Annotated in this window: 20 protein-coding genes, 1 tRNA gene and 2 pseudogenes; 18 read left to right on the forward strand and 5 right to left on the reverse strand. The window is 62.5% G+C overall.

From position 1 onward, the window contains the following. Positions 1-126: 126 nt before the first annotated feature. Positions 127-591 carry an Lrp/AsnC family transcriptional regulator gene (locus FEJ81_RS17475; protein WP_138246493.1) on the reverse strand — a complete coding sequence of 155 codons (465 nt, stop codon included), beginning with the start codon at positions 589-591 and terminating at the stop codon, positions 127-129. Positions 592-675: 84 nt separating this feature from the next. On the opposite strand from FEJ81_RS17475, the gene FEJ81_RS17480 reads away from it, so the two are divergent. The 9 genes and pseudogenes from FEJ81_RS17480 to FEJ81_RS17515 all read left to right on the forward strand — a co-directional run bounded on the left by FEJ81_RS17480 (position 676) and on the right by FEJ81_RS17515 (position 7,067). Beyond that, positions 676-894, forward strand: coding sequence for a hypothetical protein (locus tag FEJ81_RS17480; protein ID WP_138246494.1), 219 nt, complete (start codon positions 676-678; stop codon positions 892-894). Between the two features lie 98 nt (positions 895-992). Beyond that, entirely contained in the window at positions 993-1,187 is a 195-nt protein-coding gene (locus FEJ81_RS17485) for a cold-shock protein (RefSeq protein ID WP_005554588.1), read from the forward strand. 194 nt (positions 1,188-1,381) lie between these two features. Further along, positions 1,382-1,858 carry a hypothetical protein gene (locus FEJ81_RS17490; protein WP_138246495.1) on the forward strand — a complete coding sequence of 159 codons (477 nt, stop codon included), beginning with the start codon at positions 1,382-1,384 and terminating at the stop codon, positions 1,856-1,858. A gap of 93 nt (positions 1,859-1,951) precedes the next feature. Next, a complete protein-coding gene (locus tag FEJ81_RS17495) occupies positions 1,952-2,317 on the forward strand; it encodes a cupin domain-containing protein (protein WP_138246496.1) in 366 nt (121 codons plus the stop codon). A gap of 137 nt (positions 2,318-2,454) precedes the next feature. After that, positions 2,455-3,564, forward strand: coding sequence for a FecCD family ABC transporter permease (locus FEJ81_RS17500; RefSeq protein WP_138246497.1), 1,110 nt, complete (start codon positions 2,455-2,457; stop codon positions 3,562-3,564). After that, positions 3,564-4,427 carry an ABC transporter ATP-binding protein gene (locus tag FEJ81_RS17505; protein ID WP_138246498.1) on the forward strand — a complete coding sequence of 288 codons (864 nt, stop codon included), beginning with the start codon at positions 3,564-3,566 and terminating at the stop codon, positions 4,425-4,427. The genes FEJ81_RS17500 and FEJ81_RS17505 overlap by 1 nt, the downstream gene beginning before the upstream one ends. A gap of 34 nt (positions 4,428-4,461) precedes the next feature. Next, positions 4,462-4,584 (forward strand): hypothetical protein, encoded by a 123-nt coding sequence (locus tag FEJ81_RS24240; protein WP_267877916.1) that lies wholly within the window; start codon positions 4,462-4,464, stop codon positions 4,582-4,584. 73 nt (positions 4,585-4,657) lie between these two features. Further along, on the forward strand, positions 4,658-5,773 hold the full coding sequence (locus FEJ81_RS17510; protein WP_138246499.1) for an ABC transporter substrate-binding protein: 1,116 nt from the start codon (positions 4,658-4,660) through the stop codon (positions 5,771-5,773). A gap of 67 nt (positions 5,774-5,840) precedes the next feature. After that, positions 5,841-7,067, forward strand: a pseudogene (locus tag FEJ81_RS17515) (ABC transporter substrate-binding protein). A gap of 103 nt (positions 7,068-7,170) precedes the next feature. On the opposite strand, the gene FEJ81_RS17520 reads toward FEJ81_RS17515, so the two are convergent. Continuing rightward, positions 7,171-9,519: a methyl-accepting chemotaxis protein gene (locus FEJ81_RS17520; protein ID WP_138246500.1), complete on the reverse strand. Its 2,349-nt coding sequence runs from the start codon at positions 9,517-9,519 to the stop codon at positions 7,171-7,173. A 184-nt stretch (positions 9,520-9,703) separates the two neighbouring features. On the opposite strand from FEJ81_RS17520, the gene FEJ81_RS17525 reads away from it, so the two are divergent. Both FEJ81_RS17525 and FEJ81_RS17530 read left to right on the forward strand, forming a co-directional pair. Next, the gene (locus tag FEJ81_RS17525) at positions 9,704-11,770 is read left to right on the forward strand and encodes a DEAD/DEAH box helicase (protein ID WP_138246501.1); all 2,067 of its coding nucleotides are present in this window, start codon (positions 9,704-9,706) and stop codon (positions 11,768-11,770) included. Between the two features lie 147 nt (positions 11,771-11,917). Beyond that, on the forward strand, positions 11,918-12,613 hold the full coding sequence (locus tag FEJ81_RS17530; RefSeq protein ID WP_138246502.1) for a DUF7504 family protein: 696 nt from the start codon (positions 11,918-11,920) through the stop codon (positions 12,611-12,613). 11 nt (positions 12,614-12,624) lie between these two features. Here FEJ81_RS17530 and FEJ81_RS17535 read toward each other — a convergent pair whose 3' ends face one another. Continuing rightward, the gene (locus tag FEJ81_RS17535; protein WP_138246503.1) at positions 12,625-12,879 is read right to left on the reverse strand and encodes a pro-sigmaK processing inhibitor BofA family protein; all 255 of its coding nucleotides are present in this window, start codon (positions 12,877-12,879) and stop codon (positions 12,625-12,627) included. A gap of 82 nt (positions 12,880-12,961) precedes the next feature. Between FEJ81_RS17535 and FEJ81_RS17540 the strand changes: the two genes are divergently transcribed. The 4 genes and pseudogenes from FEJ81_RS17540 to FEJ81_RS17550 all read left to right on the forward strand — a co-directional run bounded on the left by FEJ81_RS17540 (position 12,962) and on the right by FEJ81_RS17550 (position 16,159). Then, positions 12,962-13,034: transfer RNA gene (locus FEJ81_RS17540), tRNA-Pro, on the forward strand. A gap of 222 nt (positions 13,035-13,256) precedes the next feature. Continuing rightward, complete coding sequence (locus FEJ81_RS24535; protein ID WP_463605657.1) at positions 13,257-13,397, forward strand: DUF7563 family protein; 141 nt, start codon at positions 13,257-13,259, stop codon at positions 13,395-13,397. Then, positions 13,351-13,594: pseudogene (locus FEJ81_RS17545) on the forward strand (DUF7845 domain-containing protein); the annotation flags it as partial. The gene FEJ81_RS24535 and the pseudogene FEJ81_RS17545, both read left to right, overlap by 47 nt. Positions 13,595-14,035: 441 nt before the next feature. After that, a complete protein-coding gene (locus FEJ81_RS17550) occupies positions 14,036-16,159 on the forward strand; it encodes a KAP family P-loop NTPase fold protein (RefSeq protein ID WP_138246504.1) in 2,124 nt (707 codons plus the stop codon). A gap of 442 nt (positions 16,160-16,601) precedes the next feature. On the opposite strand, the gene FEJ81_RS23370 is transcribed toward FEJ81_RS17550, so the two are convergent. Then, a complete protein-coding gene (locus FEJ81_RS23370) occupies positions 16,602-16,745 on the reverse strand; it encodes a hypothetical protein (protein WP_175416463.1) in 144 nt (47 codons plus the stop codon). A 24-nt stretch (positions 16,746-16,769) separates the two neighbouring features. Between FEJ81_RS23370 and FEJ81_RS17555 the strand changes: the two genes are divergently transcribed. Next, positions 16,770-18,374: an NADH-ubiquinone oxidoreductase-F iron-sulfur binding region domain-containing protein gene (locus FEJ81_RS17555; RefSeq protein ID WP_138246505.1), complete on the forward strand. Its 1,605-nt coding sequence runs from the start codon at positions 16,770-16,772 to the stop codon at positions 18,372-18,374. Next, positions 18,371-21,766: a formate dehydrogenase subunit alpha gene (gene fdhF, locus FEJ81_RS17560; protein ID WP_138246506.1), complete on the forward strand. Its 3,396-nt coding sequence runs from the start codon at positions 18,371-18,373 to the stop codon at positions 21,764-21,766. The genes FEJ81_RS17555 and fdhF overlap by 4 nt, the downstream gene beginning before the upstream one ends. A 911-nt stretch (positions 21,767-22,677) precedes the next feature. Here fdhF and FEJ81_RS23375 read toward each other — a convergent pair. Then, positions 22,678-22,854 (reverse strand): hypothetical protein, encoded by a 177-nt coding sequence (locus FEJ81_RS23375; protein ID WP_175416464.1) that lies wholly within the window; start codon positions 22,852-22,854, stop codon positions 22,678-22,680. Positions 22,855-23,196: 342 nt separating this feature from the next. On the opposite strand from FEJ81_RS23375, the gene FEJ81_RS17565 reads away from it, so the two are divergent. Next, a complete protein-coding gene (locus FEJ81_RS17565; protein WP_138246507.1) occupies positions 23,197-23,847 on the forward strand; it encodes a DUF502 domain-containing protein in 651 nt (216 codons plus the stop codon). Positions 23,848-24,062: the final 215 nt, after the last annotated feature.

The following is a 24,062-nucleotide window of genomic DNA, read 5'->3' on the forward strand; positions in this document are numbered from 1 at the left end:
GAACGTCATGTTATACCATTGCATATCTATGGATGGTGCATAGAGCGGCTGTACCCAACGAACAGGAAAACGAGCGGCGTCTCGTACCGTCGGCGACGCGGTGCCGGGAGACTGTCGCCCACGATATCAGCGGGAGGAAAACTCGTCGAACGAGGTCGATTGGTGGCTGCGAACGAGTACTTCGTCCGTGATCGTCAGTCCCATGTCCGCGAGCTGCTGTGCGATCGGGGTGACGTCCCTGTCGTTTTCGACGACGACCGTCACGAGGAGGTTCTGTTCGCCCGTGATCAGTTCCTGCACCGAGACGACACCCGAGATCTCGAGCAGGTCGTCGATGTACTCCCCGCGTTCGGGAATCGACGCCGTACAGAAAAGCAGCATCCGGATCGGATAGCCGGACTTCGTGTAATCGATGTTCGCGCTGTAGCCCTTGATGACCCCTTCCGACTCCAGTCGCTGAATGCGCTTGCGGACCGTACTCGAGGAGGCGTCGGTCCGGTCGGCGATCTCGCTCGAGGAGAGGTTCCGCGCCTCCTCTTGGAGCGCATAGAGGATTTCCCGATCGACCGCGTCGAGGTCGTAGTCCGCCATACGCTCCCGTTGGTCGTGGCAGCTATAAGATACTTCGGCTCCCAAGACTTCGAATACTTATACGGGGAACCGAATGGGACACGCATGCGAGAACGCCTCGAGTCGGATATCGCCTTCTACTACGCCGTCGGTGTCTTCATCATCGCGGTGTTCGTCGTCGGAATGGCGGCCTTCGCCGTGTTCAACCCCGGGGGCGTCGGGACCGTCGAACTCGTCGGGCTCTCGGGCGGATTCTTCCTGTTCATGTTCGTCTACTTCATCGCAATCTCGATCCAGCGGCTGGAGGACGGGGACAGTATTTGAGACCGCATTGCCCACAGATACCGGCTCGAGCGGGCCAGTAGCGGGGGAGAACCCGATTCGGAGGGTTTATGACTTTTCGGCGCCTCTCTTTAGAAGCAATGGCGAAAGGAACCGTTGATTTCTTCAACGACACTGGCGGCTACGGATTCATCGAGACTGAGGACGCGGACGACGACGTGTTCTTCCACATGGAAGACATCGGCGGCCCGGACCTGGAAGAAGGACAGGAACTCGAGTTCGACATCGAGCAGGCCCCCAAGGGCCCGCGCGCGACGAACGTCGAGCGCCTGTAAGGTTCATCGATTCGTAACGGTATCGGCACTTGACTGCAGTATTTTACTACCCCTGAGCGACAGCGCCGTCGCTACTGACGGTGATCGGTTACCCACCCAATACGACCGCATCGCCGGTAGCACCACAGGATGATTTTGAAATAACAGTAGTTCCCAAGCGGGAGTTTATATCCTGGTGACACGAAGGGCGTCACGTGGTGGATCGCCCCAGCGCGGTCACGTGGTCACGCAGCGCGTCAGCGTCAACGGCTGGCCGTCTCTGCCGGTACGTACAGGTAGGGTTTTTCGGCGGACTGGCGGTCTTGGTCGCCGGCTTCGTCGTCATGGGTGTCGTCCTCTCCGTCGCGAGCGGGGCGTACGAAGGGCTCGCAGTGTTCGCCCTGCTCCTGCTGATCGGCGGCCCGTTCTCGCTGCTCTATCTCCTCCCGCTGCTCGAGGACCGAACGGCGCAATCCGCGGTTGGCGACTGGATGGTGCGTGCAGGGTACGATCGGCTGAGCCTGTCCCGGCTGGCGACGAGCGTCCTCGTCGGCGCGCTCGCCGGTGCGGTCGGTGCTACGTTCATCGGCCTCGAGCGGGGCGGCGATGCGCTCGTGATCCTCTTGTACGTCGCTCTGCTTGCGGGCTGTTTCGGAGCCGCGTTCCTTGCGCTGGCCGTTCGAAGGCCCTGACTCGACTGCGCTCGAGCGACCGACCGTCGCTTCCCAGTGGGGTCAGCGTTCGGCGACCCGGACGGTTTTGTGGCTCGGACGCCGACTCGCAGTATGACCGAGCCACTGCTTCGCCGCGGCGAGGAAATCGAGTACGAAACGGTCTCCGCCGCCGACGGCCTCGAGAAGGGCGTTTTGATCGCCGACGATCACGGTGCGCCGAACTTCGCGATCCGGCGGTTCACCCTCGAGCCCGGCGCAGAAGTGCCGAAACACACGAACGACATCGAACACGAGCAGTACGTCCTCGCGGGCGAGTACACGGTCGGGATCAGCGATGAAGAACACGCGGTCGAGCCCGGCGACTCGCTGTTGATCCCTGCCGGGACGGTCCACTGGTACCGCAACGAGGGCGACGAGCCGGGCGCATTCATCTGTGCGGTTCCGAACGGCGACGACGAAATCGACCTGCTCGAGTAACGGCGTTCGCAGGATAGGAGACCGTATACGCGCGCTGATGCTGTCTCGGCGTATCGACGCCAACGCCTTCGTCGGTCGTTGCCATATCGTCTCGCAACCGCAACTACTATACGCTTTTTAGGGCTACCTAAATGACGATGGGAGAAGCGCAGTCGGTCAATGGGCACGGGTCCGCCCGGGAGCGAGAGGGATGGGTCACGGGGGCGCTCGTGCTCTTCTGTCTTGGGAGTACGATCGTCACTGTCGTTGCCGGACTGATACAGGTGAGTTTCGGCGAGTACTCGATGACGTTCGTCGAGGCCTGGAAGGCCGTCTTCAACCCCGCGGTGGTCTTCAACCTCAACGCGTGGTCGGCGTTCCTGTTCGGAACCGAACTGCCGGAGATGAGCACCGGCAGCATCGTCATCTGGAACCTCCGGCTGCCGCGGGTGTTCGTCGGGATCATCGCCGGTGCGACGCTCGCGATTTCCGGAGCGATCTTTCAGGCCGTGACGCGGAACGAACTGGCGAGTCCCTTCGTGCTGGGAGTCAGCTCCGGGGCCGGATTCGCCGTACTGGCGACGCTCGTCGTCTTCAGCGGGCTCGCGCCATTCCTTCCGCTGATCGCCGCGTTAGGCGGCACGATCGCGTTCGTGATCGTCTACACGATCGCCTGGAAGGGCGGCACGAACCCCGTCCGGCTCGTGCTCGCGGGCGTGATCGTCAACATGGTCTTCCAGTCGCTCCAGCAGGGACTGTTCTTCTTCGCGGACGATCTGGGCGTCGTCCAGACGGCGATCGCGTGGCTCACGGGATCGCTCACCGGTACCGGCTGGGGAGAGGTTCGGATCGCGATCCTGCCGGCGGCCGTCGCGATCGCGATCGCGCTCGCCGGCGCACGACAGTTGAACGTCCTCATGCTGGGCGAGAGCACCGCGCGATCGCTCGGCATGCGCGTCGAACGAGTCCGGTTTTTCCTCTCGGCCGTCGCCATCTTGGCCGCCAGCGTCGCGATCGCCGTCGCCGGCGTCGTCAGCTTCTTCGGCCTCGTCGTCCCCCACATCGTCCGGAACACGGTGGGCGGGGACTACCGACGACTGATGGTCGGCTGTCTCTTCGCCGGTCCCGCACTGATGGTGACCGCCGACGTGGGCGCGCGGCTCGCACTCGGCGGGACCCAGATTCCGGTCGGCGTCGTCACCGGGCTGATCGGCGGCCCGTACTTCCTCTATCTGATGCGAAAGCAGCAATCGATGGGTGAGCTATAATGTCACGCACACAGCAGGACACGAACCGAGAACGGGAGCGGATCACGGACGACAACGGCGTCGCGATCGACAGCGCACTGGTCGGCGACGGTCTCGAGCTCAGTTATCCGACGAGCGAGGAGACGATCGTCGACTGCGCTCGCCTCGACGTTCCCGAGGAGGCGGTGACCGCCCTCGTCGGTCCGAACGGCAGCGGCAAGAGTACGCTTCTCAAAGCGCTCTCGAACCACCTCGAGCCGGATACGGGGTCGGTGCAGATCCACGGCGAGGACCTCGACACCTTCGATCGGAAGGAATTGGCGCGCGAACTGGGCGTCCTCTCACAGGAGAACGACTCGCTCAGCTCGATCTCCGTCGAAGACCTCGTCTATCACGGTCGCTACCCGCATCGGGACTTCTTCGACGGCGTCAGCGAAGCGGATCATCAGGCGGTCGAACGGGCGATCGAACTGGCGGGAATCGAGGAGATCCGGGACACCGAACTCGGCCAACTGAGCGGCGGGCAAAAGCAGTTGGCCTGGATCGCGATGGTACTGGCACAGGACACCGACGTCCTCCTGCTCGACGAGCCGACCACGTTCCTCGATGTCCACCACCAGTTCCGGGTCCTCGAGACGATCCGCCAACTCAACGAGGAGAAAGGCGTTACCGTCGCCGTCATCCTCCACGACATCTCGCAGGCGGCCCGCTTCGCGGACTATCTGGTCGCGATGCGCGACGGCAAACTCTACGACTGGGGGCCGCCCGAAGAGGTCGTGACCGAGCAGTTGCTCGCCGACGTCTTCGGCGTCGAGGCGACGGTCACGTACGAGCCCGAACTGCAGGTGCTGCCCAAGCGAGCGCTGCCGGAGAGCCGGACGTAGCGCCGTTTAGGACGATCGCATCGTCTACGACGGCATGACCGACCATCCATCTCTACCAACTCAGCGAGCGGCGCGGGGTATCTACCCGGACGAGTTCGGCGACGAGGGGTTGTTCGACCGACGGGCCGCCGCCGATATCGTCATCGGCGATCAGTAGCGCTCGAGCGGGTCGAGCCGCCGTCGCGATCGGATGCGGAATACTTTTGTTGTTTTAGGCTAGCCTAAAGATAATGAGTGACGAACGGACGTGGACGCGACGCAACGTGCTTCGAACGAGCGGGACCATCGCGGGCGTGAGCGCACTGGCCGGCTGTATCAGCGGTGACGGATCGGACAACGACGACAGCGAGGATGTCGATCCGTACACGGTCTCGATGCAACCGGTCGGCGATGTCGAGTTCGAGTCGGTTCCCCAGACATGGGCCGCCGGCACCGCGGATTGGGCCGACATGGGGATCGCACTGGGTCAGGAGCCGCCGTCGGACCTCTATCTCACGCGGCGGCTCCATACGGGGTATTACGAAGATATTCCCGACGTGAGCGTCGATCCGGACGAGATCGATTCGCTCTGGGACGACGAACTGACGCGCGAAGAGTTCCTAAACCTTGCCGAGGAAGTGGATCTCTTCGTCATGGATCCGAAATTCCTCAAGGGACGGGCCGACTGGAGCGACGACGACATCGAGCAGGTCGAAGCGACGGGGACACCGTTCTTCGGGAACAGTATCACCTCTCGGGACTACTCGTGGCATCAGGACTACGACTACCTCACGATGTACGAGGCCTTCGAGAAACTCGCCGAAGTCTTTCAGGAACAGGAACGCTACGACGAGTTCGAGACGCTGCACGAGGAGTTCCAGTCGGAACTCGAGACCGTCGTTCCCTCGGGCGACCGACCTGAGGCAGCAGTCCTGTACCCGCAGATGGAGGACGACTCGTTTCTCCCCTACGTCATCGACGAGTCGACGAGTTACAAACACCTGCGGGACCTCGGCGTCGAGGACGCGCTCGCGAACACCGGTGTCAAGGACTTCCACAGCGACCGCGGGGCGATCGATTACGAGACCCTGCTCGAGGTCGACCCGGAGTATATCCTGCTTCGCACCGAACAATACCTCACCGAGGAGGAGTTCCAGCAGAACTTCGTCGGACCGATGGAAAACCACAACGTCGGTCGGGAACTGACGGCCGTCCAGGACGGCAACATCTCCAAGGCGCTCCCGTTCTATCAGGGCCCGATCATCAACCTCGTCGCCACTCAGCGGTTGGCCCAGCAGCTCTACGGCGTCGAGGATGCCCTGTTTGACCCACAGGAAGTCAGCGACATCGTCAACGGCGACTTCTGAACGGCCCGCTCGAGCGGGCCCGATACGTTTCAAAACGCATTTGATGGTCTAAATACATTTATCAGTAATGGATGGTGATCGCGGGTGGAAGCGACGCGACCTCCTTCGAACGGGTGGAGTCGTTGCCGGTGGAAGCGCAGTGGCGGGCTGTCTCAGCGGTGACAGCGATGAAAACGACGGCGAGAGCGACGATACTAACGCCACCGGTTACGAGAACAACGAGGACAGCGGTGCGGTCGACGATGCTGACGACATCAGTAGCGCTGAGAGAGAAGAAAACGACGAGAACACGGAAGACGACGAGGACGCCGCGATCACGGTATCGATGCCGCCGGTCGGCGAGGTCGCGTTCGAGTCAATCCCCGAGACGTGGGCCGCGAACAACGGCTCCTGGGCCGACATGGGGATCGCGCTCGGACAGGACCCGCCCGAAGCGGTCTATCTCGCCAATCGGTACCACACGCAGTACTACGACGAAATCCCCAAGGTGAGCGTCGATTCAGGTGAGACCGACTCACTCTGGAACAACGAACTGACCATCGAGGAGTTTCTAGCGTTGAGCGAGGATGTGGATGTCTTCGTCATGGACCCGAATTTCCTCGTACAATGAGGCGGCTGGAGCGACGATGGCATCGACGTAATCGAGTCGACGGGGACACCCTTTTTCGGGAACAGCAGCTTCTCGCGGGGCTACGAGTGGCACGACTACGAGCACCTCTCACTGTACGAGGCGTTCGAGAAGCTCTCGCAGGTCTTCGACGAGAGCGATCGGTACGCGGCGTTCGAGTCACTCCACGCCGAGTTCCAGTCTCGTCTCGATGAGATCGTCCCACCAGTGGACGAACGGCCCGAGGTCGCGATCTTGTGGCCGGTCACGGAAGCAGAGTTTCTCCCGTACGTGATCAACGAGGGGACGAGTTTCAAACAGTGGCGGGACCTCGGCGTTCGCGACGCCTTCGCCGAGGCCGACGCGGTCGATAGCGCCGCTTTGGCGGGATCGATCGACTACGAACCGTTGCTCCGAATCGATCCCGACGTGCTGTTGCTCCGCGGAAATGAGGACAAGAGCGCTGAAGAGTTCTGGAACACGGTCGTCGAACGGATGAAGCGACACGACACCGGGAGCGAGCTGACGGCCGTTCGGAACGATGCCGTCTACCGCGGCGGCCCGCTCTATCAGGGTCCGATCAGCAACCTCGTCGTTACCGAGCGCGCGGCCGGACAGCTCTACGATGTCGACGACGAACTGTTCGATCGACAGCGGGTCAGCGACATCGTCAACGGTACCTTCTGAACGGCCGTCGACCGGCTTCTCGAGCAGTGACCCGAGGCCCCGCTCGAACTATTGGGGCCGATCTCTCAACTCCCTAGCTACGAACAGCGTCGACCGCAGCCGGTTACTGCGACTCGGCCCACGTGAATTCCTCCCGATCGTCCCCTGATGACTCGCCAGTCCCGTCAGCCGTTGATTCGTCCGCATTGCGAGACCCTGCCTCATCTCCCCCGCGGTGAGCCGGTTCGAGATCAGTGGTCGGCTCGCTCGAGACCTCGAAGGACGACAGCGCGTCGGAGAGATCTCGCGCACGGTCGGACAGCGACGTAGCGGTGTGGGAGACTTCGACGAGCGACGAGGTCTGTTCTTCGGCGGCCGCCGCGACCGTCTCGGCCTCGGCGCTGGTCTCCTCGCTGATCGCCGTCACGTCCTCGGTCATGGTCACGACCTCTTGGGTCGCGCCGGCCTGCTGTTGAGTCGCCGCCGAAATCTCCTGAACCCCGTCGTTGGTCTCCTCGGCGAACGCCGATATCTCCTCGAGGGCCGCGACCGAGGACTCGACCGCGCTGCGGTGGTCCGCGATCCGGTCGTCCGTCTCCCGAACCACGGTCGCGACCCGCTCGGTTCGGGTGCTGACCCGCTCGAGCCGTTCCTCGATGGTCGTCGCCGCCTCTTGGGTGTCCTCGGCGAGCGACTTGACCTGATCGGCGACCGCGGTGAACTCCGCGTCTCCCGAACTCGAGCGCGCGGCCTCGATGCTCGCGTTGAGCGCGAGCATGTTCGTCTCCTCGGTCACGTCGCCGATGAACTCGAGGAGGTCGTCGATCGCGTCGATCTCGTCCTCGAGCCGCGTCACTTCCGCGACGGCCTCGTCGGCCTCGTCCTCGATGGCGTTCATGCCGTCGATCGCACGGCGGGCGGACTCGCGAGCGTCCGCGCTCGTCGTGGCAGTCCGCTCCGCGAGAGACGCGACCTGCGAGGCGGTCGCGGCGATCTGTTCGGTCGTCGTCGAGAGGTCGTCGATCTCGGTGCTGATCGCGGCGAACTGGTCGCTCTGGCGCTCCGCCCCGTCGGCGATCTGCTGGATCGACGTGGTCACCTGTTCGGAGGCCGACCGCACCTCGACGACGCCCTCGGCCGTCGAATCGGCCGTCTCGTCGACCGCGTCGGCGAAGGCCCGCGCCGCGGCCACCGTCGCCTCGATGTCGTCCATCATCTCATTGAACTCCGCGGCGACCGTCTCCATGGCCTCGCTCTCGGCGTCGGGCTCGAGTCGCCGCGTGAGATCGCCCGCGGCGCAGGCCCGCATCGTCTCGCCGTACTCGTCGGCCGTCCGCTCGAGGTGGCGGGAGAACTGCTCGGACTCGGATCGCGCCTGTTCGGCCTCCGTGCGGGCCATCTCGGCCTCCTCGAGACGGTCGCGCAGCGACCGGCGCATCCGGTCGATCGACCGGTGGAGGTCGCCGAGTTCGTCGCGTCGCTCCGACTCGACGGGGTCGTCGAGTTTGCCGTCCTCGATCGCCGCCGCGCGGGCGGAGAGCGACCGCAACTCACCGGCGGTGTTCCGGCCGACCGTCAGGCCGAGTACGAGCATGCCGCCGAACGTAACGGCGAGCATCGCAAGGATCCAGTTCGAGATGCTCGACTGGAGCGCGTAGGCCTCCGAGGCGGGGACGCGGGTCGTCAGTGTCCAGCCTTCGTTCCCGACGGCCGCGTAGCCGACGACGGTCTCGCCGTCATCTTCCTCGAGCGAGATCGTCCCGGATTCGGCCGCGGTCTCGCTCGACTCGAGGACGTCGTCTTCGAGCAGCAGCGAGTGGTCCTCGGCGAGGACGACCGTCCCGTCCTCGTCGGCGACGATGACATCGGCCGTCTCGTCGGTGCCGATCATGTATCGGGACAGCGACTCGAGATCGACTAACCCGACGACGACGCGGTCGGACTCGCCCGGGACCTGACTGACGGCAAGTATTGCGGGCCGGCCGTCATCGGTCTCGAACGGCTCGGAGAAGACGACCTGTGACCCGTCGGCCGTTGCAGCCGAAACGTGTTCCTCAACTGTGGCACTGAGAGTGGTGTCGTCGGCGATGATTTCGTTCGCGCCGGCGTTCGCGTGCACGGTCCCCGTCTCAGCGTCGACGTAGTATGCCCCCTCGAACGCGGTCCGGTCGGTCACCCGGTGTAAGGAGTTGGCGATCGCGACCCGCTCGTCGTTGCGAAACGCCGTCGATCGGGGCAGCGATCCCAGATACCGTTCGGTCGACGTGAACCAGATGTCGAGCCGGTTCGCGTCCTGCTCCGCATCGGTGACGAGTTGCGATTCGACGTCGGATTGGAGTTCGTTGCCGGTGTGTGCGTAGATACTGCCGCCGAACAGCCCCACGATGAGGACGATGACGACGAGCGCAGCGAGGAATCGCAACGCGTAGCTGCGACGAACACCCGGAATTCCCTCCCACGGATTCGGACCCATCGAGTTGGAAATTCGACCACCCTCGTATGTAAGTCGCTAAGAGCGGTATATACTGCTATAGACCACAATTACCGCTCGATACCGGTACGGTTAGATACCGATCCGACCGCCGAGCGGACGGCGATCGATCGGCGGGTCAGCGCAGTCCGAACCGCTGAAATACCGTCCCATCCTAGTGGGGTTCGTGTCGAAGCAGGTCCAGCAGGTCGAAACGATATTCTGTCACGAAACGGGCGACGACTACCTCGTCGTCGTCGAACGTGACGGCAAACGGCTGTTCCGTGCGAAACTCGGACTCTCCGAAACCTCGGCCGGCCCCCGCCCCGCCAAGTTCCGGCTGAAGCAGGGCTCGAGCGAGGAGCCGCGCCAGCCCGACGAGTTCGTCGAACTCGCCCGCCGAGCGAAGCGGATCCGCATCTCCGAACAGACCTCCGCCGCCGGACGACGGGATCTACGGGAGATGCTCGAGGGCTACCAACTCGAGGACAAGGCAAAGACCGTCAGGACCTGTCGCTACTGCGCCTCCGCGGGCCGATACTCGCCGATCACGACCGAAACTGCCGTCAAGGACGACAACGACTGGATCTGTCGGGACTGCGCCCGGCAGGAACTCGAGCGCCAGCTCTCGTTTTCCGGCGGCGGTGCGGTATCGGGCGCCGCAAAGGAACGACTCGAGGATCTCATGATGGAGGTCCAGGATCTCGAGCGGATCGTCAATCTGCTCAAGGGCCAGCTGGATCCCGATCTGACGAAGTTCGATACCATCTCGGCGACGACGGACGAGGTCGATCCCGTCCGCACCGACTCGCTGAACCTGCATCCGGGGCTCCAGAACCTGCTCGAGGACCGGTTCGATACCCTGCTGCCGGTCCAGAGCCTCTCCGTCGAGCACGGCCTTTTCGATGGTGACGACCAGTTGGTCGTCTCCGCGACGGCGACCGGGAAGACCCTCGTCGGCGAACTGGCAGGGATCAATCGCGTGTTGAACAACAAGGGGACGATGCTCTTTCTCGTTCCCCTCGTGGCGCTTGCAAACCAGAAGTACGAGGACTTTCAGGACGAGTACGGCCACCTCGTCGACGTCTCCATTCGGGTGGGCGCGAGCCGAGTCGCCGACGAGGGCGAGCGGTTCGACCCCAACGCCGACGTCATCGTCGGCACCTACGAGGGGATCGACCATGCCCTGCGGACGGGCAAGGACATGGGCGACATCGGGACCGTCGTCATCGACGAGGTCCACACGCTCAAGGAGGAAGACCGGGGCCACCGACTCGACGGCCTGATCTCCCGGCTCAAGTACACCTGCGAACAGCGGGCGACGCGCCGGGACGACTACGGCGGCGCACAGTGGGTCTACCTCTCAGCGACCGTCGGCAATCCCGAACAGCTCACGGAGGCTCTCGAGGCGACGCTCATCGAGTTCGAGGAGCGACCGGTGCCGATCGAGCGCCACGTCACCTTCGCGGACGGCCAGGAGAAGGTCCGCGTCGAGAACAAACTCGTCAGACGCGAGTTCGACAGCGAGTCCTCGAAGGGGTATCGCGGCCAGACGATTATCTTCACCAACTCCCGGCGGCGCTGTCACGAGATTTCGCGGAAACTCGACTACTCGGCCGCGCCCTACCACGCCGGCCTCGACTACAAGCGCCGGAAGGAGGTCGAACGGAAGTTCGGCGAGCAGGAACTGTCCGCGGTCGTCACGACCGCCGCGCTCGCGGCGGGGGTCGACTTCCCCGCCTCGCAGGTGATCTTCGACTCGCTAGCGATGGGCATCGAGTGGCTCTCGGTCCAGGAATTCCACCAGATGCTCGGCCGCGCGGGCCGGCCCGACTACCACGACAAGGGCACGGTGTACGTCCTCGTCGAACCCGACACGGCCTACCACAACTCGATGGAGATGACCGAAGACGAGGTCGCCTTCAAGTTACTCAAAGGAGAAATGGAGTCGGTCATGACCCACTACGACGAGGCCGCCGCCGTCGAGGAAACGCTTGCGAACATCACGGTCGGCGGCAAGGCCGCGAAGGCGCTCAACGACCGCATGCTCGGCGAAGTCCCCACGAAACACGCCATCGGGAAGCTCCTCGAGTACGACTTCATCGACGGCTTCGAGCCCACGCCGCTGGGTCAGGTCGTCACCGAACACTTCCTGGAGCCCGGACAGGCCTTCATGATCCTCGACGGTATCCGGAAGGACGCCCACCCCTACGAACTCGTCGCGGACCTCGAGCTTCGCGATACCGATCTGTAACGCTCGATTCAGATCGAATCGGGACCGACCGATGGCGACCCGTTTCGCGGCCACAACCGTTTTTACTGACCTGTCGGCGGCCGGAACGGTAAAGAGCGAGAGGAACCAATCGATGTCCAACGCGGGGATGTCCCCGAGACTGTCACTATGGAACCGAGTACGCCAGCCGCGATCGATCCGCCGGCAAACGTCCTGCTCGTCCACCCGAGCTGTGACGAGTCGGCCGCCTGCGAGGAGCTGTGTCACGACGACGGCGGCACGGCCCATCTGACGGTGACCTTCGCGGACGAGGAGCCGGACCGGCCGGACGAGGAGACGATCGACGGGAAACACGGGCTGCTCACCGTCGGGAACGTCCTGACCGACGGCGGCGAGCCGGTGCCGGACTTCACCGGACCGATCGTCACCGACTCGGTGACCGACCCGACCGACCTCTCGGAGATCGGCGTCGCCGTGAGCCGCTTTTGCAAGCACTGGGCCGACTCCGACGACGAGATCACGGTCTGTTTCGACTCGCTCGACGCCCTCCTTCGGCACGCCTCGCCGAAAGACACCTTCCAGTTCGCACACGTTCTCACGAACCGCCTCTCGAGCGTCGACGCCTACGCGCACTTCCACTTCGATCCGACGCGCTACGAGGATCGGGTCGTCTCTACCTTCGGCACCATCTTCGACGAAGTCGTCGCCGACGACGACGACGGCTCGCTCCCGGAAGCGACCGACGCGGAGGTCGCCGCGCTACTCGCCGAGTGGGACGAGGAGTCGGCGATCGCACTCGAGCCGGATCCGGACCCGGTGACCGAAGCGACCGACGAGGATATCGCACAGACGCTCGGGAAGTGAGTCGGCGGCGCTTAGGGCACGAACGCGACACCGAACAGCGACAGCGCGAGGACGAGCACCGAGCCCGGGACGCCGCCGATCGCGACGATCGCGATCACGATCGGCGTCACGACGATCCCGAGCCCGAAGACGACCTGCGCGACGTACAGCACCACCAGCCCGACCACCGCGTTGATGATGAAGGGACTGACCGCCCGGACGAGCTGTGCCGCGGCGAGGACGAGCACGAGCACGATAACTAACAGCAGGATCTCGAGGCCGGTCATAGCCGGCGCTACCACAGCATCCCGGAAAACCGTTCGGTTCGTAACGAAACCCTTTATGATGTGCGGGCGGTAAGGTAGGTACGGGATCGTGGGTTAGCTTGGTATACTTCGGGCCTTGGGTGCCCGTGACCCCGGTTCAAATCCGGGCGATCCCATATTACTGCTGCGAGCAAAACCGCGAGCAGCAGGAATCGGAAAGAGCCCGGATTTGAACCTCGGAAGTCGCAGCGCTCGAGCGAAGCGAGAGCGACCGTCTTCCATTGGTTCAAATCCGGGCAACCCCATACTGTATAAAAGCAAAGCGGCTGCTGTTGCCGTTTTGCTCGGCCGTTCCCCCACCACTTAGCGACCGCTAACGGAGGTTGGCGATACTGTCGGTGGAGCTATCCAAGCGCTCCGCTGATTCGCAGTGCTGTCACTGTAATGTTCACGTTACGGAGCAATTTCGGCGCGTTTTCGGTGACGATGATGGTCGGGCCCGACGGCAGCGGTGTGTCCGTCGCAGACGATCACTCTGACGCCGTCGCTCGCGATAGTCACGTCGAACTCTCCGAAGACCCGACGCCGCGCCTCGAGGCGAAGTCGGACCACCTGTTGCTGACGACGCTCCGAGACATGGAGTGAGATCACCCGGAATGTGATCGAGACGGTCGCGACCGACGGCGGTGCGACCGTCGACGATCTCGCCGAGATTCGACGGCACTCTGCGGCATTGAGTTGACCTGGAAGACCCCCGGCGGTGGGACCGAATCCGGATTCGTCGGCGCGGTCGCCGATCGCTGAAGCCACCCAGATAGTGGCAAGACTGTCATTCCCGCTCTTTTCTGCAAGTTTGGTTGACTACCTCCGTTTCTTTTGCAACACTGGTTGTAGCCAGCACCTCGAGGGCGGGGTCGCCATGGCGATCGCACCGCGACAGCTGCGGGGTCGTTTCACGCTGCGTGCGAAACGCCCCCTGCCGGGTGTCCCCAAGGGGACAGCGCCAAAAAATTACAGCGCCCCACCCCGCCTCCGCACGCAGATTTCCAGTTGAAGCACATGAAACAGGGGTTCAGTCTCTCTACGACAGGTGAAACATGGTATAGATTCAGCCCTATTCCAGCGTAGAGTTGGCTAACCAATATTGATATGGATTTCTCCTTACTAACTAACCACAATGAAAGGAGACGCTAAACTTCAGTCAGATTCGCCACTAGAATCCGTATCTGAAGACCGGCTTGGATACGGTAGTTTTGCTGATCAGTTAGCGGAGACCATCATATCAAGAACTCCTTCCGACGGATATACAATCGGAATATATGGTCCGTGGGGTTCCGGGAAAAGCACGATTCTCAACTTCGTTGGAGAAGAAATAGAGAAGAGAGATGTTGAAATCACAACAGTAAAATTTAATCCTTGGTGGTTCACTGGTCAAGCGGACTTAATTGAAAAGTTCCTAACGCAGCTAGGGGCCAGTCTAGAATCGGACAGTGATATGACGAATATCCGCGAAAACCTAACCAAATTGTCCGGAGCTCTCTCTACACTCCCATTAAATGCCTTCACGGGTGTCCCGGCAGACCAACTTGTTGGAACTGCCCACCAACTATTAGATGAAGAGCCAGGGTCGGTAAACGAGATTAAGCAGGAGATTGAATCGGACTTACGAGAGTTGGACGGAACTATTGTCGTTGTAATAGACGATATTGATCGTCTTAATCCTCAGGAGACACTCCAGATGTTTCAAATCATCAAAAGTATAGCGAATTTCCCTAATGTAACCTATTTGCTTGCCTTTGACCGTTCCGTCGTCGTGGATGCTCTTGAAGAAGAGGGGAATATTAAAGATGGATATCTGTATCTGGACAAAATCATCCAGTTGCCTCTCCACATTCCAACCCAGAGAAGCGAAGCCTTAGAATCCCTATTTTTGGATAGCCTCAAGTCGATCTCTGAAGAGCATCGTGTTGATACGGAACGTTGGAGTGTACTACTACATCAAGGACTGCTACCGATGTTAGATACGCCTAGAGATGTGATTCGACTTTCTAATACAGTGAGCGTGATGTCAGCCACGATAGGGACAGAGGTTGACTTTGTTGATCTAGTAGGACTTGAAGCGCTTCGTGTGTTCTACAATGATGTCTATCAGGAAATACGATCAACCCCACAGCGGTTTGTGGGCTATCGGAGTTCTGGTTACCGCCGAAATGAGGACCCCGACGAATATGTGGATATACTGCCTAATGAGGAGGAGGAGAAAGAAGCAGTACAATCAATCATGACTACTCTATTTCCAAATGTCTCTGATAACCTCAATAATAAATTCTCGTCATATGATAATTGGAATAAGAAAAGGGCACAACGGCGAATTTGTCATAGAGATAGATTCCCAGTTTATTTCCGGTTAGATATTCCCGAGGGTGAATTAGCGACTCCTGAGATCGGCACTATTCTCTCAATAGCCACAGACTATAATGAACTTGAGAGTGAATTGAGGGAACTTTTGGATGAGCCAGGGAGAGAACAAGCAACGAAGGCAAGCACCTTCTTCAGACGGCTTCCAGAACGGATGGACGAAATTCCTGACCAAGGTAAGAAGAATTTTATCCGGGCAATTTTCGAACTTGGGGACAAAATGGTTTCTTGTCAGCCGTTGAACGCCCAAGTTAATGAGGTACGTCATCTCACATTATTAGTTGAGACCCTAATCGGTGAATTGGATGAGGATGAAATAGAACTTCTCAAATCAGCCATTTCAGAAGGCAATTCCCCCTATTTGTCCTCTTGGTGTCTCAAACGATACCTCCGAGATTTAGAAGAAGAGGATTCAGAAACCTATTCAAGGAAACCAGAATGGATCTCGAAGACGCAAATAGAGGAATTGAAACCTGCAGTAATTGAGTCCATTTCTACTGCTGCCGGAAATGATAAACTTGTAGATATACCAAGTTTGAGGAAGCCTTTGGGCATATGGGTAGAATTTGGTGATACAGACGCACCCCAAGAGTGGGTTGATGATCTCACCGAATCAGATGAAGGACTTGTGAAATTCATTCATAAGATGAGTGGCATTACAATCGTCAATATGTCTCAACCCGTTTTCTATCTCGACCCGAAGTGGCTATATGATTATATAGAGAGAGACACGCTCGAAGAAAGACTCGAATCGATCGATACAGAGGAAATTGAGATGGCAAATGAAGTGATCGAAAGATACGAGACTGCAGTCGAGATGATTGAAAACGGGAAAGATCCATCTACCACTGAGAATTGGATATTCGGTGACAGACTCAATTGAAACCGAACTTTCCGTGAGTCCGACTATCTCTCCTCATTGTCATTAATTCAGAACTGGGGTTCAGCGCAACCACCCCTGGGTTGTTCGTCGATAGAATCTAGTTCCTGAATATGCACACAAGGTGCGGCTCATCGTGTGCATCGCTCGAGTCGGCCCATCGTTTGAACCGCTGTTCGTTTCTGGATGACCGATACGGTTCCCGATTGGAAGCCGGAATGGACCGTTCATAAGCCGGAAGCAAGGATATTGGAGGTCGTGTGTACGAATATGCGAATCAGAAGTTCCACTAGCGCCTCGAGCCCACCCACCAAAACCAATGAGCCCTCGAGCGAGAACCCCGAAAAGGACTATCCACAACGCTAGCAAACGGGAACGCATGATCAGAGACCAAACGCAGCAAGCGAAGAACGAGCGATCCGAGACGCGCCGGAGGAGACGACTGTTACAACCGGTACTCCTCGCGGGAGTCGCCCTCCTCGTCGCGCTCGTGTATCGGCTCCGTCGACGCGACGAGCCGCGACTCGAGCCGCCCTTCTGAGGGCCCTCGACCGGCCGGAACCTGCCAACCCCACCCGTAGCTTTTCATGGCAGGTTGTGGGACTGGCAGGTAATGAGCGAACGGAGCAGTGCGGCGGACGGAGCGCCCGCGGTCCGCGTTGCGGCGGGGTCGCGGCGCGAACGGCGGGCACAGCGCGCGCTCGACGAGATTCGGGCGGCGGCGACCGACGCTCGCGTCCTCGAGACGGGACCGACCGGGGTCCGGAGTCACGAACCGCTCGTCCTGCTGACTCGCGACGGGCGGACGGCGTTCCATCCGGCACCGGTCGCGGGACGGCTCGAGTCGCTGGTCGAGACGCTCGAGCGGGGTGGGCTGCCGACCGACGGCGCGGCGGCGGTCGTCGAACACGGATCAGAGCCGGCGTCGCTTCCGACGCCGGACGACGGGCCGCTCTCCGTGGGCCGGCGGCGCGTCCTCGGCCGGTGTGGCTGGGTCGACCCCGCGGCGGTGCCCGACGAGTCGGCGGCCGAACTGGCGACCGAGCGGCCGGAGGCGGCGCGAGGTCGCGTCCGCGAAATCGGAATCCGGGGCCGCGGCCGGGGGGACTGGAGCGCCGACGATCCCGTCGCCGCCGAGTGGGACCTCGCCCGCGAGGCAGCCGAGAGCGGGGACGGCGGCGGAACGACGGCCGACGATGCACAAGCGCCGGTCGTCGTCGTCAACGCCAACGACAGCGACGATCGCAACGAGACCGATCGCCTCCTGCTCGAGGCCGCGCCGGGCGAGGTACTCGACGGGGCGCTGGCCGTCGGGGAACTGATCGGGGCCGACGATGTCGTCGTCTACTGTAACGAGGCCGACGATCAGGCGCGCGAACGCGTCCACGAAGCCGCGCGCAACGTCGCGGAGACGGCCGAGGACCGACTCGGTCGCGCGGCGCGGCCGGAGGTCGTCGTCGGACCGAACCGGTACATCGCCGGCGAGCCGACGATGGCCCTCGAGGCGATGGAGGGCAACGACCGGCTCGAGGCCCGCCTCAGCCCGCCCTCGCCGGCCGAGCATGGGCTCTACGGACGGCCGACCGTCGTCCACACGCCGCGAACGGTGGCGCAGGTCCGCCGCGCGATGCTCCATCCCGAGGAGTTCGACGCCGACGACGCCGATCCCGGCACTCGCCTCCTCACCGCGACCGGCGACGTCGACGCGACGGCGACCGTGGAGCTGCCGACCGGCGGGAGTCTCGAGGACGTGCGCGAGGCCGTCGACCTCGAGGGGCGGTTCAAGATGGCCTGCGTCGGCGGCCAGTTCGGCGGGCTTACCCGGTCGCTCTCGCACTCCCCGTCAGCGCCCGCCCTCGAGGGGGCGGGGCTCGGGACGGAGGGCGTGATCGAACTGCTGAACGAGGAGCGGTGCGTCCTCGCGACGGCGGGCCGGCGGGCCCGATTCGCGAAGGAGGAAAACTGCGGTCGCTGTGTCACCTGCCGGCAGGGAACGATCCAGCTCACGGAGATGCTTCGAGACGTCTACGACGGCGCATACGAGGACGCGAAGATCCGCGAACTGTCCCGCGTGATGGGCGAGACGAGCATCTGCGGCTTCGGTCGCTCGGCGGTCCGCCCGGCCGTCACGGGGATGCGCGAGTTCGAGACGGAAGTGACCGCTCACGCCGAGGGGCGCTGTCCCAGCGGCGAGTGCGAGGCCGGGGGGCGACGATGAGCGGCGAGGATCCGGCGAGTCACGTCGACGACGCGGAGACCGAGCGGCGGCCGACCGCCGTCGAACGACTCCCGTCGGTACCGGACGTGTCCGATCCGCGACCGAGTACCCCTCTCACCGAGCAGTTCGAGACCGGGACGGCAAACGACCCCGACGTGGGCACCGACGGGGACCGGATGACTCACCTCACGATCGACGGCACGCCCGTCGCGGTACCGCCGGGGTCGACGATCATCGACGCGATCGAGTCGACGGAGCCGGCCGACGAGCTCGCCGCGCTCTGTTACTACGACCGGGAGACGGAACAGGCGGACGACATCGGTCCCCGCGGCGAGTGTCGGACCTGTACGGTCCACACGGACGAACACGGTCTCGTGCCGGCCTGTTCGTTCCCGGCCGAGGACGACCTCACGGTCCGGACCGACGAGGACGCCGCGGCCGAGGCGCGGGACGTGAACCTCGACCTCCAGCTGTCGGGACACAACCTACGCTGTACGACGTGCGGACAGAACGGCCGCTGTGAACTCCAAGACGCGTCCATCCAACAGGGCGTCGAAGAGCCCCGGTGGGGCGTCTTCGAGGACCGCGACGAGTACGAACCGCTCGACGACACCTCGCCGGCCATCCAGATCGACCGCAACAAGTGCATCCTCTGTAACCGCTGCGTCGACGCCTGCAACGACGTGCAGGTCGAGGGCGTCCTCCGCATGGAGGGCAACGCCGACGAGACCCGCATCGCCTTCCAGAACGACGAGGAGACGTTCGACGAGTCCACCTGCGTCTCCTGCGGTCACTGCGCCACCGTCTGTCCCACCGGCTCGCTGGTCGAGCAGGGGCTGGTCGACGCCGCGACGCTGCCGCTGCCCGGGTTCACGCAGGAGAACTCCGTCGGGAAGGTCCTCGAGAGCCCGAAGGCGGAGACGGCCGATCAGACCGAGGCACCGAACCGCGACGTACCAGACGGGCGGCGCGAACGGGAGGCGAGCGGGGCCGAGGTCGAGGACCTGTCGGGCGTCGCCCGTTACATGGCGAAAGCGAAGGCGCGCGCCGGGGACACGAAACGACGGGCGAGCGACACGCTGAAGCAGGCCGGCGATCGGGCGATCAAAGGGGCCGAACACGTCGCCGAGGGGGCCGCCAGCGAGGCGATGCCGGCAGGACGGCTGTTCGACGTCGCGACGACCGTCGGCGACGCGCGCCTCTCGCGGGTCACGAAGGCCGAGACCACTTGCAACTACTGCGCGGTGGGCTGTCGCTTCGAACTCTACGGCAAGGACGGCGAGATACTCGGCGTCCGACCCGCAGACCCCGAGTCGACGCCGGCCAACGATTTCTCGACGTGCGTGAAAGGGAAGTTCGGCTACGACTACGTGGACGCCGACGACCGCCTCGAGACCCCGCTGGTCCGGAAAGAAGACGCGGGCGACGGCCCGGTCGGACGCGACGGGTTCCGCGAGGCGTCGTGGAGGGAAGCCCTCGAGCGCGTCTACGAGGGTCTCTCCGAAATCCGTGAGGAACACGGCAGCGAGTCCCTCTCGGTCATCTCCTCGTCGAAGACGACCAACGAGGAGAACTTCCTCAACCAGAAGTTCGCCCGGCAGGTGTTGGGGACGCCCCACGTCGACAACTGCGCGCGGCTCTGTCACTCCTCGACGGTCGCGGCCCTCCAGCAGACGGTCGGCTACGGCGCGATGACCAACCGGATCAACGAGGACATCGGGGAGACCGACTGCTATCTCATCACCGGCTCGAACACGACCGAGTCCCACCCCGTCCTCGCGACGCGGATCAAGCAGAACGTCCGCGACGGGGCGGACCTCATCGTCATCGATCCGCGCGAGATGGGGCTGGCCGAGCACGCCGACCAGTACATCCGGACGACGCCTGGCGAGGACGTGGCCTGGATCAACGGGATGATCCGGTACATCATCGAGAACGACCTCCACGACGAGGCGTTCATCGAGGAGCGAACGAAACACTTCGACGAACTGGTCGAGAAGGTCGAGCCGTTCACGCCCGAGCAGGTCGAGGAGCTGACGGCCGTCCCCGCCGAGGAACTGAAGACGGCCGCGGAGACCATCGCCACCGCCGACACCTGCATCTTCGGCTGGGCGATGGGGCTGACCCAGCACACCACCGGCACGCGGAACGTGCTGGCCATCGCCGACCTCGCGCTGGTGACGGGCAACCTCGGCAAGCCCCGCGCCGGGCTCTCGGCGTTCCGCGGACAGAACAACGTCCAGGGCGGCGGGGGCGACATGGGACCGGCGCCGCACACGCTCCCGGGGTATCAGGACCTCGGCGACGAGGAGGTCCTCCAGAAGTTCGAGGACGAGTGGGGCGAGCGCCCGCCGAACGATGTCGGCCTCCGTCTCCCGGAGCAGTTCCACGCCATCAACGACGGGGACCTCCGCGGGATGTTCATCATGGGCGAAAATCCGGTCCTCTCGGAGCCGGACCTCGACAACGCCGAGCAGGCGCTGGCGAAGGTCGACTTCCTCGCCGTCCAGGACATCTTCCTGACCGAGTCGGCCGAGTACGCCGATGTCGTCCTCCCGGCCGCCTCCGCCGCCGAGAAGTCGGGCACGTTCACGAACACCGAACGGCGCATCCAGCGCGTCCGTCCCGCGGTCGACTCGCCCGGAAAGGCGAAACCGGACCAGGAGATTCTCATCCAGCTCGCCCGCCGGTTCGGCTACGACTGGGACTACGACGGTCCGGCCGACGTGATGGACGAAATCAACGACCTCGTCCCCATCTACGGCGGCGTCACCTACGACCGACTCGAGGAGGAGACGAAGGGGATCCAGTGGCCCTGTTTCGACGAGGACGACCCCGGCACCCCCTACCTCTACGAGGACGAGTTCAACTTCGAGGACGGCAAAGCGCGGTTCGTCCCCGCCGACTACGCCAAGCCGCCGGACATGCCGGACGAGGAGTATCCGCTCACGCTCTCCTCGGGACGGGTGCTGTACCACTGGCACACGGGCACGATGACCCGCCGGGTTGGGACGCTGATGGATCACGTCCCGGAGAGCTTCGTGACGATCCACCCCGAGATGGCCGACGAGTTGGGCGTCGAAAATGAGGAGTACGTCCGCGTCGAGTCGCGACAGGGCGAGATCGTCGTGAAGGCCACCGTCGAGGACACCTCCGATCCCGGCGTCGTCTTCATCCCGATGCACTTCCCGCAGGGAGCGATCAACAAGCTCACCCAGCACGAACTCGACCCGACGTCGTTCATCCCGCAGTACAAGGTGACGAGCGTCCGTATCTCGCCGCTCGACGCCGATCCCGAGGAGGTGAACGCGGACGTTCACCCGACGCCCGGCCAGCTCGAGGGACAGGAAGGCGACACCGAGGACGTCGGCGGCCGCCAGGCCGACGACTGATCGCGGACGGACTCACGTCAGGTCCGCAGCGGCGCTGTAAGTACCCTCTACGCCGTATCAGACGGGTATGTCTCGGTCCATAAGTAGTCGAGGCAGTACTCGAGGACGTTCGCGGCGTGCAGTTTCGGAAGCGTGTGGTGCCGCCCGATTTCGTCGTCGAGGACGCCGTCCGGAACGTCATCGAGGAGACGTTGCTGTGACCATGCCGCGATCCGGCGAGCGCGCGGAAGAGTTCGCCGAATCGGTCGCTCTGACCGCCGGCAGCGCTTCCGGGATCGGACACGGACACGACCTCCGTCCAACGGCGATCGGCGTCCGTCTACGAAACTCGATACGTGAGTGCAGCGCGAACAGACAGGTACGATTCTATCCCAGATATCGGGTAGAATGACCGCGTATTGTGTGTAGTATCACTATCGCGCTATGACTGCGTAAAAACGAACGCCGAGGATCGAGGTATATCGGTGGCGGGAACAGCAATCGTCCGATGTGCGCCATGGCAGGGGTCGCACAGACGTATGGTCACAATAGCCACAGAGGGTCACTTGTGGTCGGGGTGGGTTCGGTATTCGTTTTCATCACCTCATAACCAGTTAGCGTACGTCCAACAATAAAGCTTATCGTCGGGGTAATTGCTATACACACTCGTCTAGAATAGGACATACAGAACCATATATGCACGAGTGGTTCGAGTATCTTCACTATTCGATCCGATGCCAGCTAAATTGTGGCTAGTTATCATTCAGCGGCCGAACGATACAGCGATCGGCAGTGCCGATTGACGTCGCCGATCGTCCACCGACGACCGGTGTCGTCCAGACGGACAGTCACTTCGGACAGCATCGAGAAATCGCTGTCCGGACTCGAGCGACTCGAGACCCGCTCGCGCCGCTCGACGGACCACGGATCGCTCACTGGATGGACGCAGCGGGCTGCTCGAGTTGCGCGAAGGTGCCGTCACCGCAGACGCAGTCTTCGCTCGTCCCGAGCGGGCGGACGGAACCGTCCGGCTCGATCTCAGCGACGAGAATTGCACCACAGCTCTCGCATCGGACCGCGGCTCGCGTCTGATCGGATTGGGTTGACATAGGATCTAAATGATGCCCCTACGCGGCTATCACTGTCGCTCCAAAGTGTGAAGGTGTCCGACGTGATACCCGCTGCTCGATCCGCCGATCCGAGCGTCGTTCGGCTCGAGCGGCGGCGATCTCCAAGCGTCTCAACGAAACTGAATCGAATTCCGGTATGAGGTGCTGACCGGAACTGTCCCTCGCTGTGACTACTCGAGGTACCTGTCGTCGAGAGAGGAGACGGGACTCGGAGACGGACACCCGTTACGGTCCCGACTAACACGCCGTTCCCGCGAGAGGTCGGCGACGAGTCCGCCCGCAAGCCCAACGGTTTCGGACTCATCCCGATTGTCAGAACACATGGCCGATTCCGCCTCGAGAGTCCAGCGTTGGCTCATCAACGGAGTCGTGATTACGATTCCGCTGGTCGCGACGTTGCTCGTCGTCCTCGTCGTCCTCGATTTTATCCTCGGCGCGCTCTCGCCGATTATTACCGGCGTGACGTACGTCTGGCCCGACGAGCCGCCGGTTCCGGTCATCCAACTGGCGACGCTGCTGTCCGTGGTCGGGTTCTTCCTCGCGGTCGGCATCATCGCCGAGCACACCCCCGGGAAGTACATCTCGAAACGCGTCCACGCGACGATGGAGACGATTCCCGGCGTCAGCACCGTCTACGAGAGCGTTCGGCGAGCCAGCAAACTCCTGATCGACGACGAGACCGATCAGTTCCAAGACGTAAAGCTCGTCGAATTTCCCCACGAGGGAGCGTACATGCTCGGCTTTCTCACCGCGGAGACACCACCCGTCGTCGAAGCCAGCGCGGGCGAAGACGAGATGGTGACGATCATGGTGCCGCTGGCACCGAACCCGGCGACGAACGGCTACGTGATGCACATGCCCACCGAGAAGGTCCACGAAGTCGATCTGACCGTCGAAGAAGCGTTCCGATCGATCGCAACGCTTGGCGTTGCGGCCGATACGCTGGGCGATGGCGAGTACAACGATACCTGAACGACGCCGGCACGGCCGCTTCCGCTCGCTCGAGGAACCCACCCAAAACAGATTGGCCGTGGCTACATTACGTCGGAACGGAAAGTACGTCTGTGGACACGTACCCGGCCAACGGGAATACGGGACACGGCGTGTCGGACTCCGTAGCGACCCGGCAAACAGGGACCGGGTCGACGCGGCCCGAAATCGACCGGTTTCTCGGTGGTGGCTGTCCG

It is taken from the genome of Natrinema versiforme (genome assembly GCF_005576615.1).
In the GTDB taxonomy this organism is placed as follows: domain Archaea; phylum Halobacteriota; class Halobacteria; order Halobacteriales; family Natrialbaceae; genus Natrinema; species Natrinema versiforme_A.

What these genes read in the sequence shown, in the direction of transcription:
- FEJ81_RS17475 (WP_138246493.1), bottom strand. Translation starts at nt 591, where the DNA reads ATGGCGGACTACGACCTCGACGCGGTCGATCGGGAAATCCTCTATGCG.
- FEJ81_RS17480 (WP_138246494.1), top strand. Translation starts at nt 676, where the DNA reads ATGCGAGAACGCCTCGAGTCGGATATCGCCTTCTACTACGCCGTCGGT.
- FEJ81_RS17485 (WP_005554588.1), top strand. Translation starts at nt 993, where the DNA reads ATGGCGAAAGGAACCGTTGATTTCTTCAACGACACTGGCGGCTACGGA.
- FEJ81_RS17495 (WP_138246496.1), top strand. Translation starts at nt 1,952, where the DNA reads ATGACCGAGCCACTGCTTCGCCGCGGCGAGGAAATCGAGTACGAAACG.
- FEJ81_RS17500 (WP_138246497.1), top strand. Translation starts at nt 2,455, where the DNA reads ATGGGAGAAGCGCAGTCGGTCAATGGGCACGGGTCCGCCCGGGAGCGA.
- FEJ81_RS17505 (WP_138246498.1), top strand. Translation starts at nt 3,564, where the DNA reads ATGTCACGCACACAGCAGGACACGAACCGAGAACGGGAGCGGATCACG.
- FEJ81_RS24240 (WP_267877916.1), top strand. Translation starts at nt 4,462, where the DNA reads ATGACCGACCATCCATCTCTACCAACTCAGCGAGCGGCGCGGGGTATC.
- FEJ81_RS17510 (WP_138246499.1), top strand. Translation starts at nt 4,658, where the DNA reads ATGAGTGACGAACGGACGTGGACGCGACGCAACGTGCTTCGAACGAGC.
- FEJ81_RS17520 (WP_138246500.1), bottom strand. Translation starts at nt 9,519, where the DNA reads ATGGGTCCGAATCCGTGGGAGGGAATTCCGGGTGTTCGTCGCAGCTAC.
- FEJ81_RS17530 (WP_138246502.1), top strand. Translation starts at nt 11,918, where the DNA reads ATGGAACCGAGTACGCCAGCCGCGATCGATCCGCCGGCAAACGTCCTG.
- FEJ81_RS17535 (WP_138246503.1), bottom strand. Translation starts at nt 12,879, where the DNA reads ATGACCGGCCTCGAGATCCTGCTGTTAGTTATCGTGCTCGTGCTCGTC.
- FEJ81_RS17550 (WP_138246504.1), top strand. Translation starts at nt 14,036, where the DNA reads ATGAAAGGAGACGCTAAACTTCAGTCAGATTCGCCACTAGAATCCGTA.
- FEJ81_RS23370 (WP_175416463.1), bottom strand. Translation starts at nt 16,745, where the DNA reads ATGAAAAGCTACGGGTGGGGTTGGCAGGTTCCGGCCGGTCGAGGGCCC.
- FEJ81_RS17555 (WP_138246505.1), top strand. Translation starts at nt 16,770, where the DNA reads ATGAGCGAACGGAGCAGTGCGGCGGACGGAGCGCCCGCGGTCCGCGTT.
- fdhF (WP_138246506.1), top strand. Translation starts at nt 18,371, where the DNA reads ATGAGCGGCGAGGATCCGGCGAGTCACGTCGACGACGCGGAGACCGAG.
- FEJ81_RS23375 (WP_175416464.1), bottom strand. Translation starts at nt 22,854, where the DNA reads ATGTCAACCCAATCCGATCAGACGCGAGCCGCGGTCCGATGCGAGAGC.
- FEJ81_RS17565 (WP_138246507.1), top strand. Translation starts at nt 23,197, where the DNA reads ATGGCCGATTCCGCCTCGAGAGTCCAGCGTTGGCTCATCAACGGAGTC.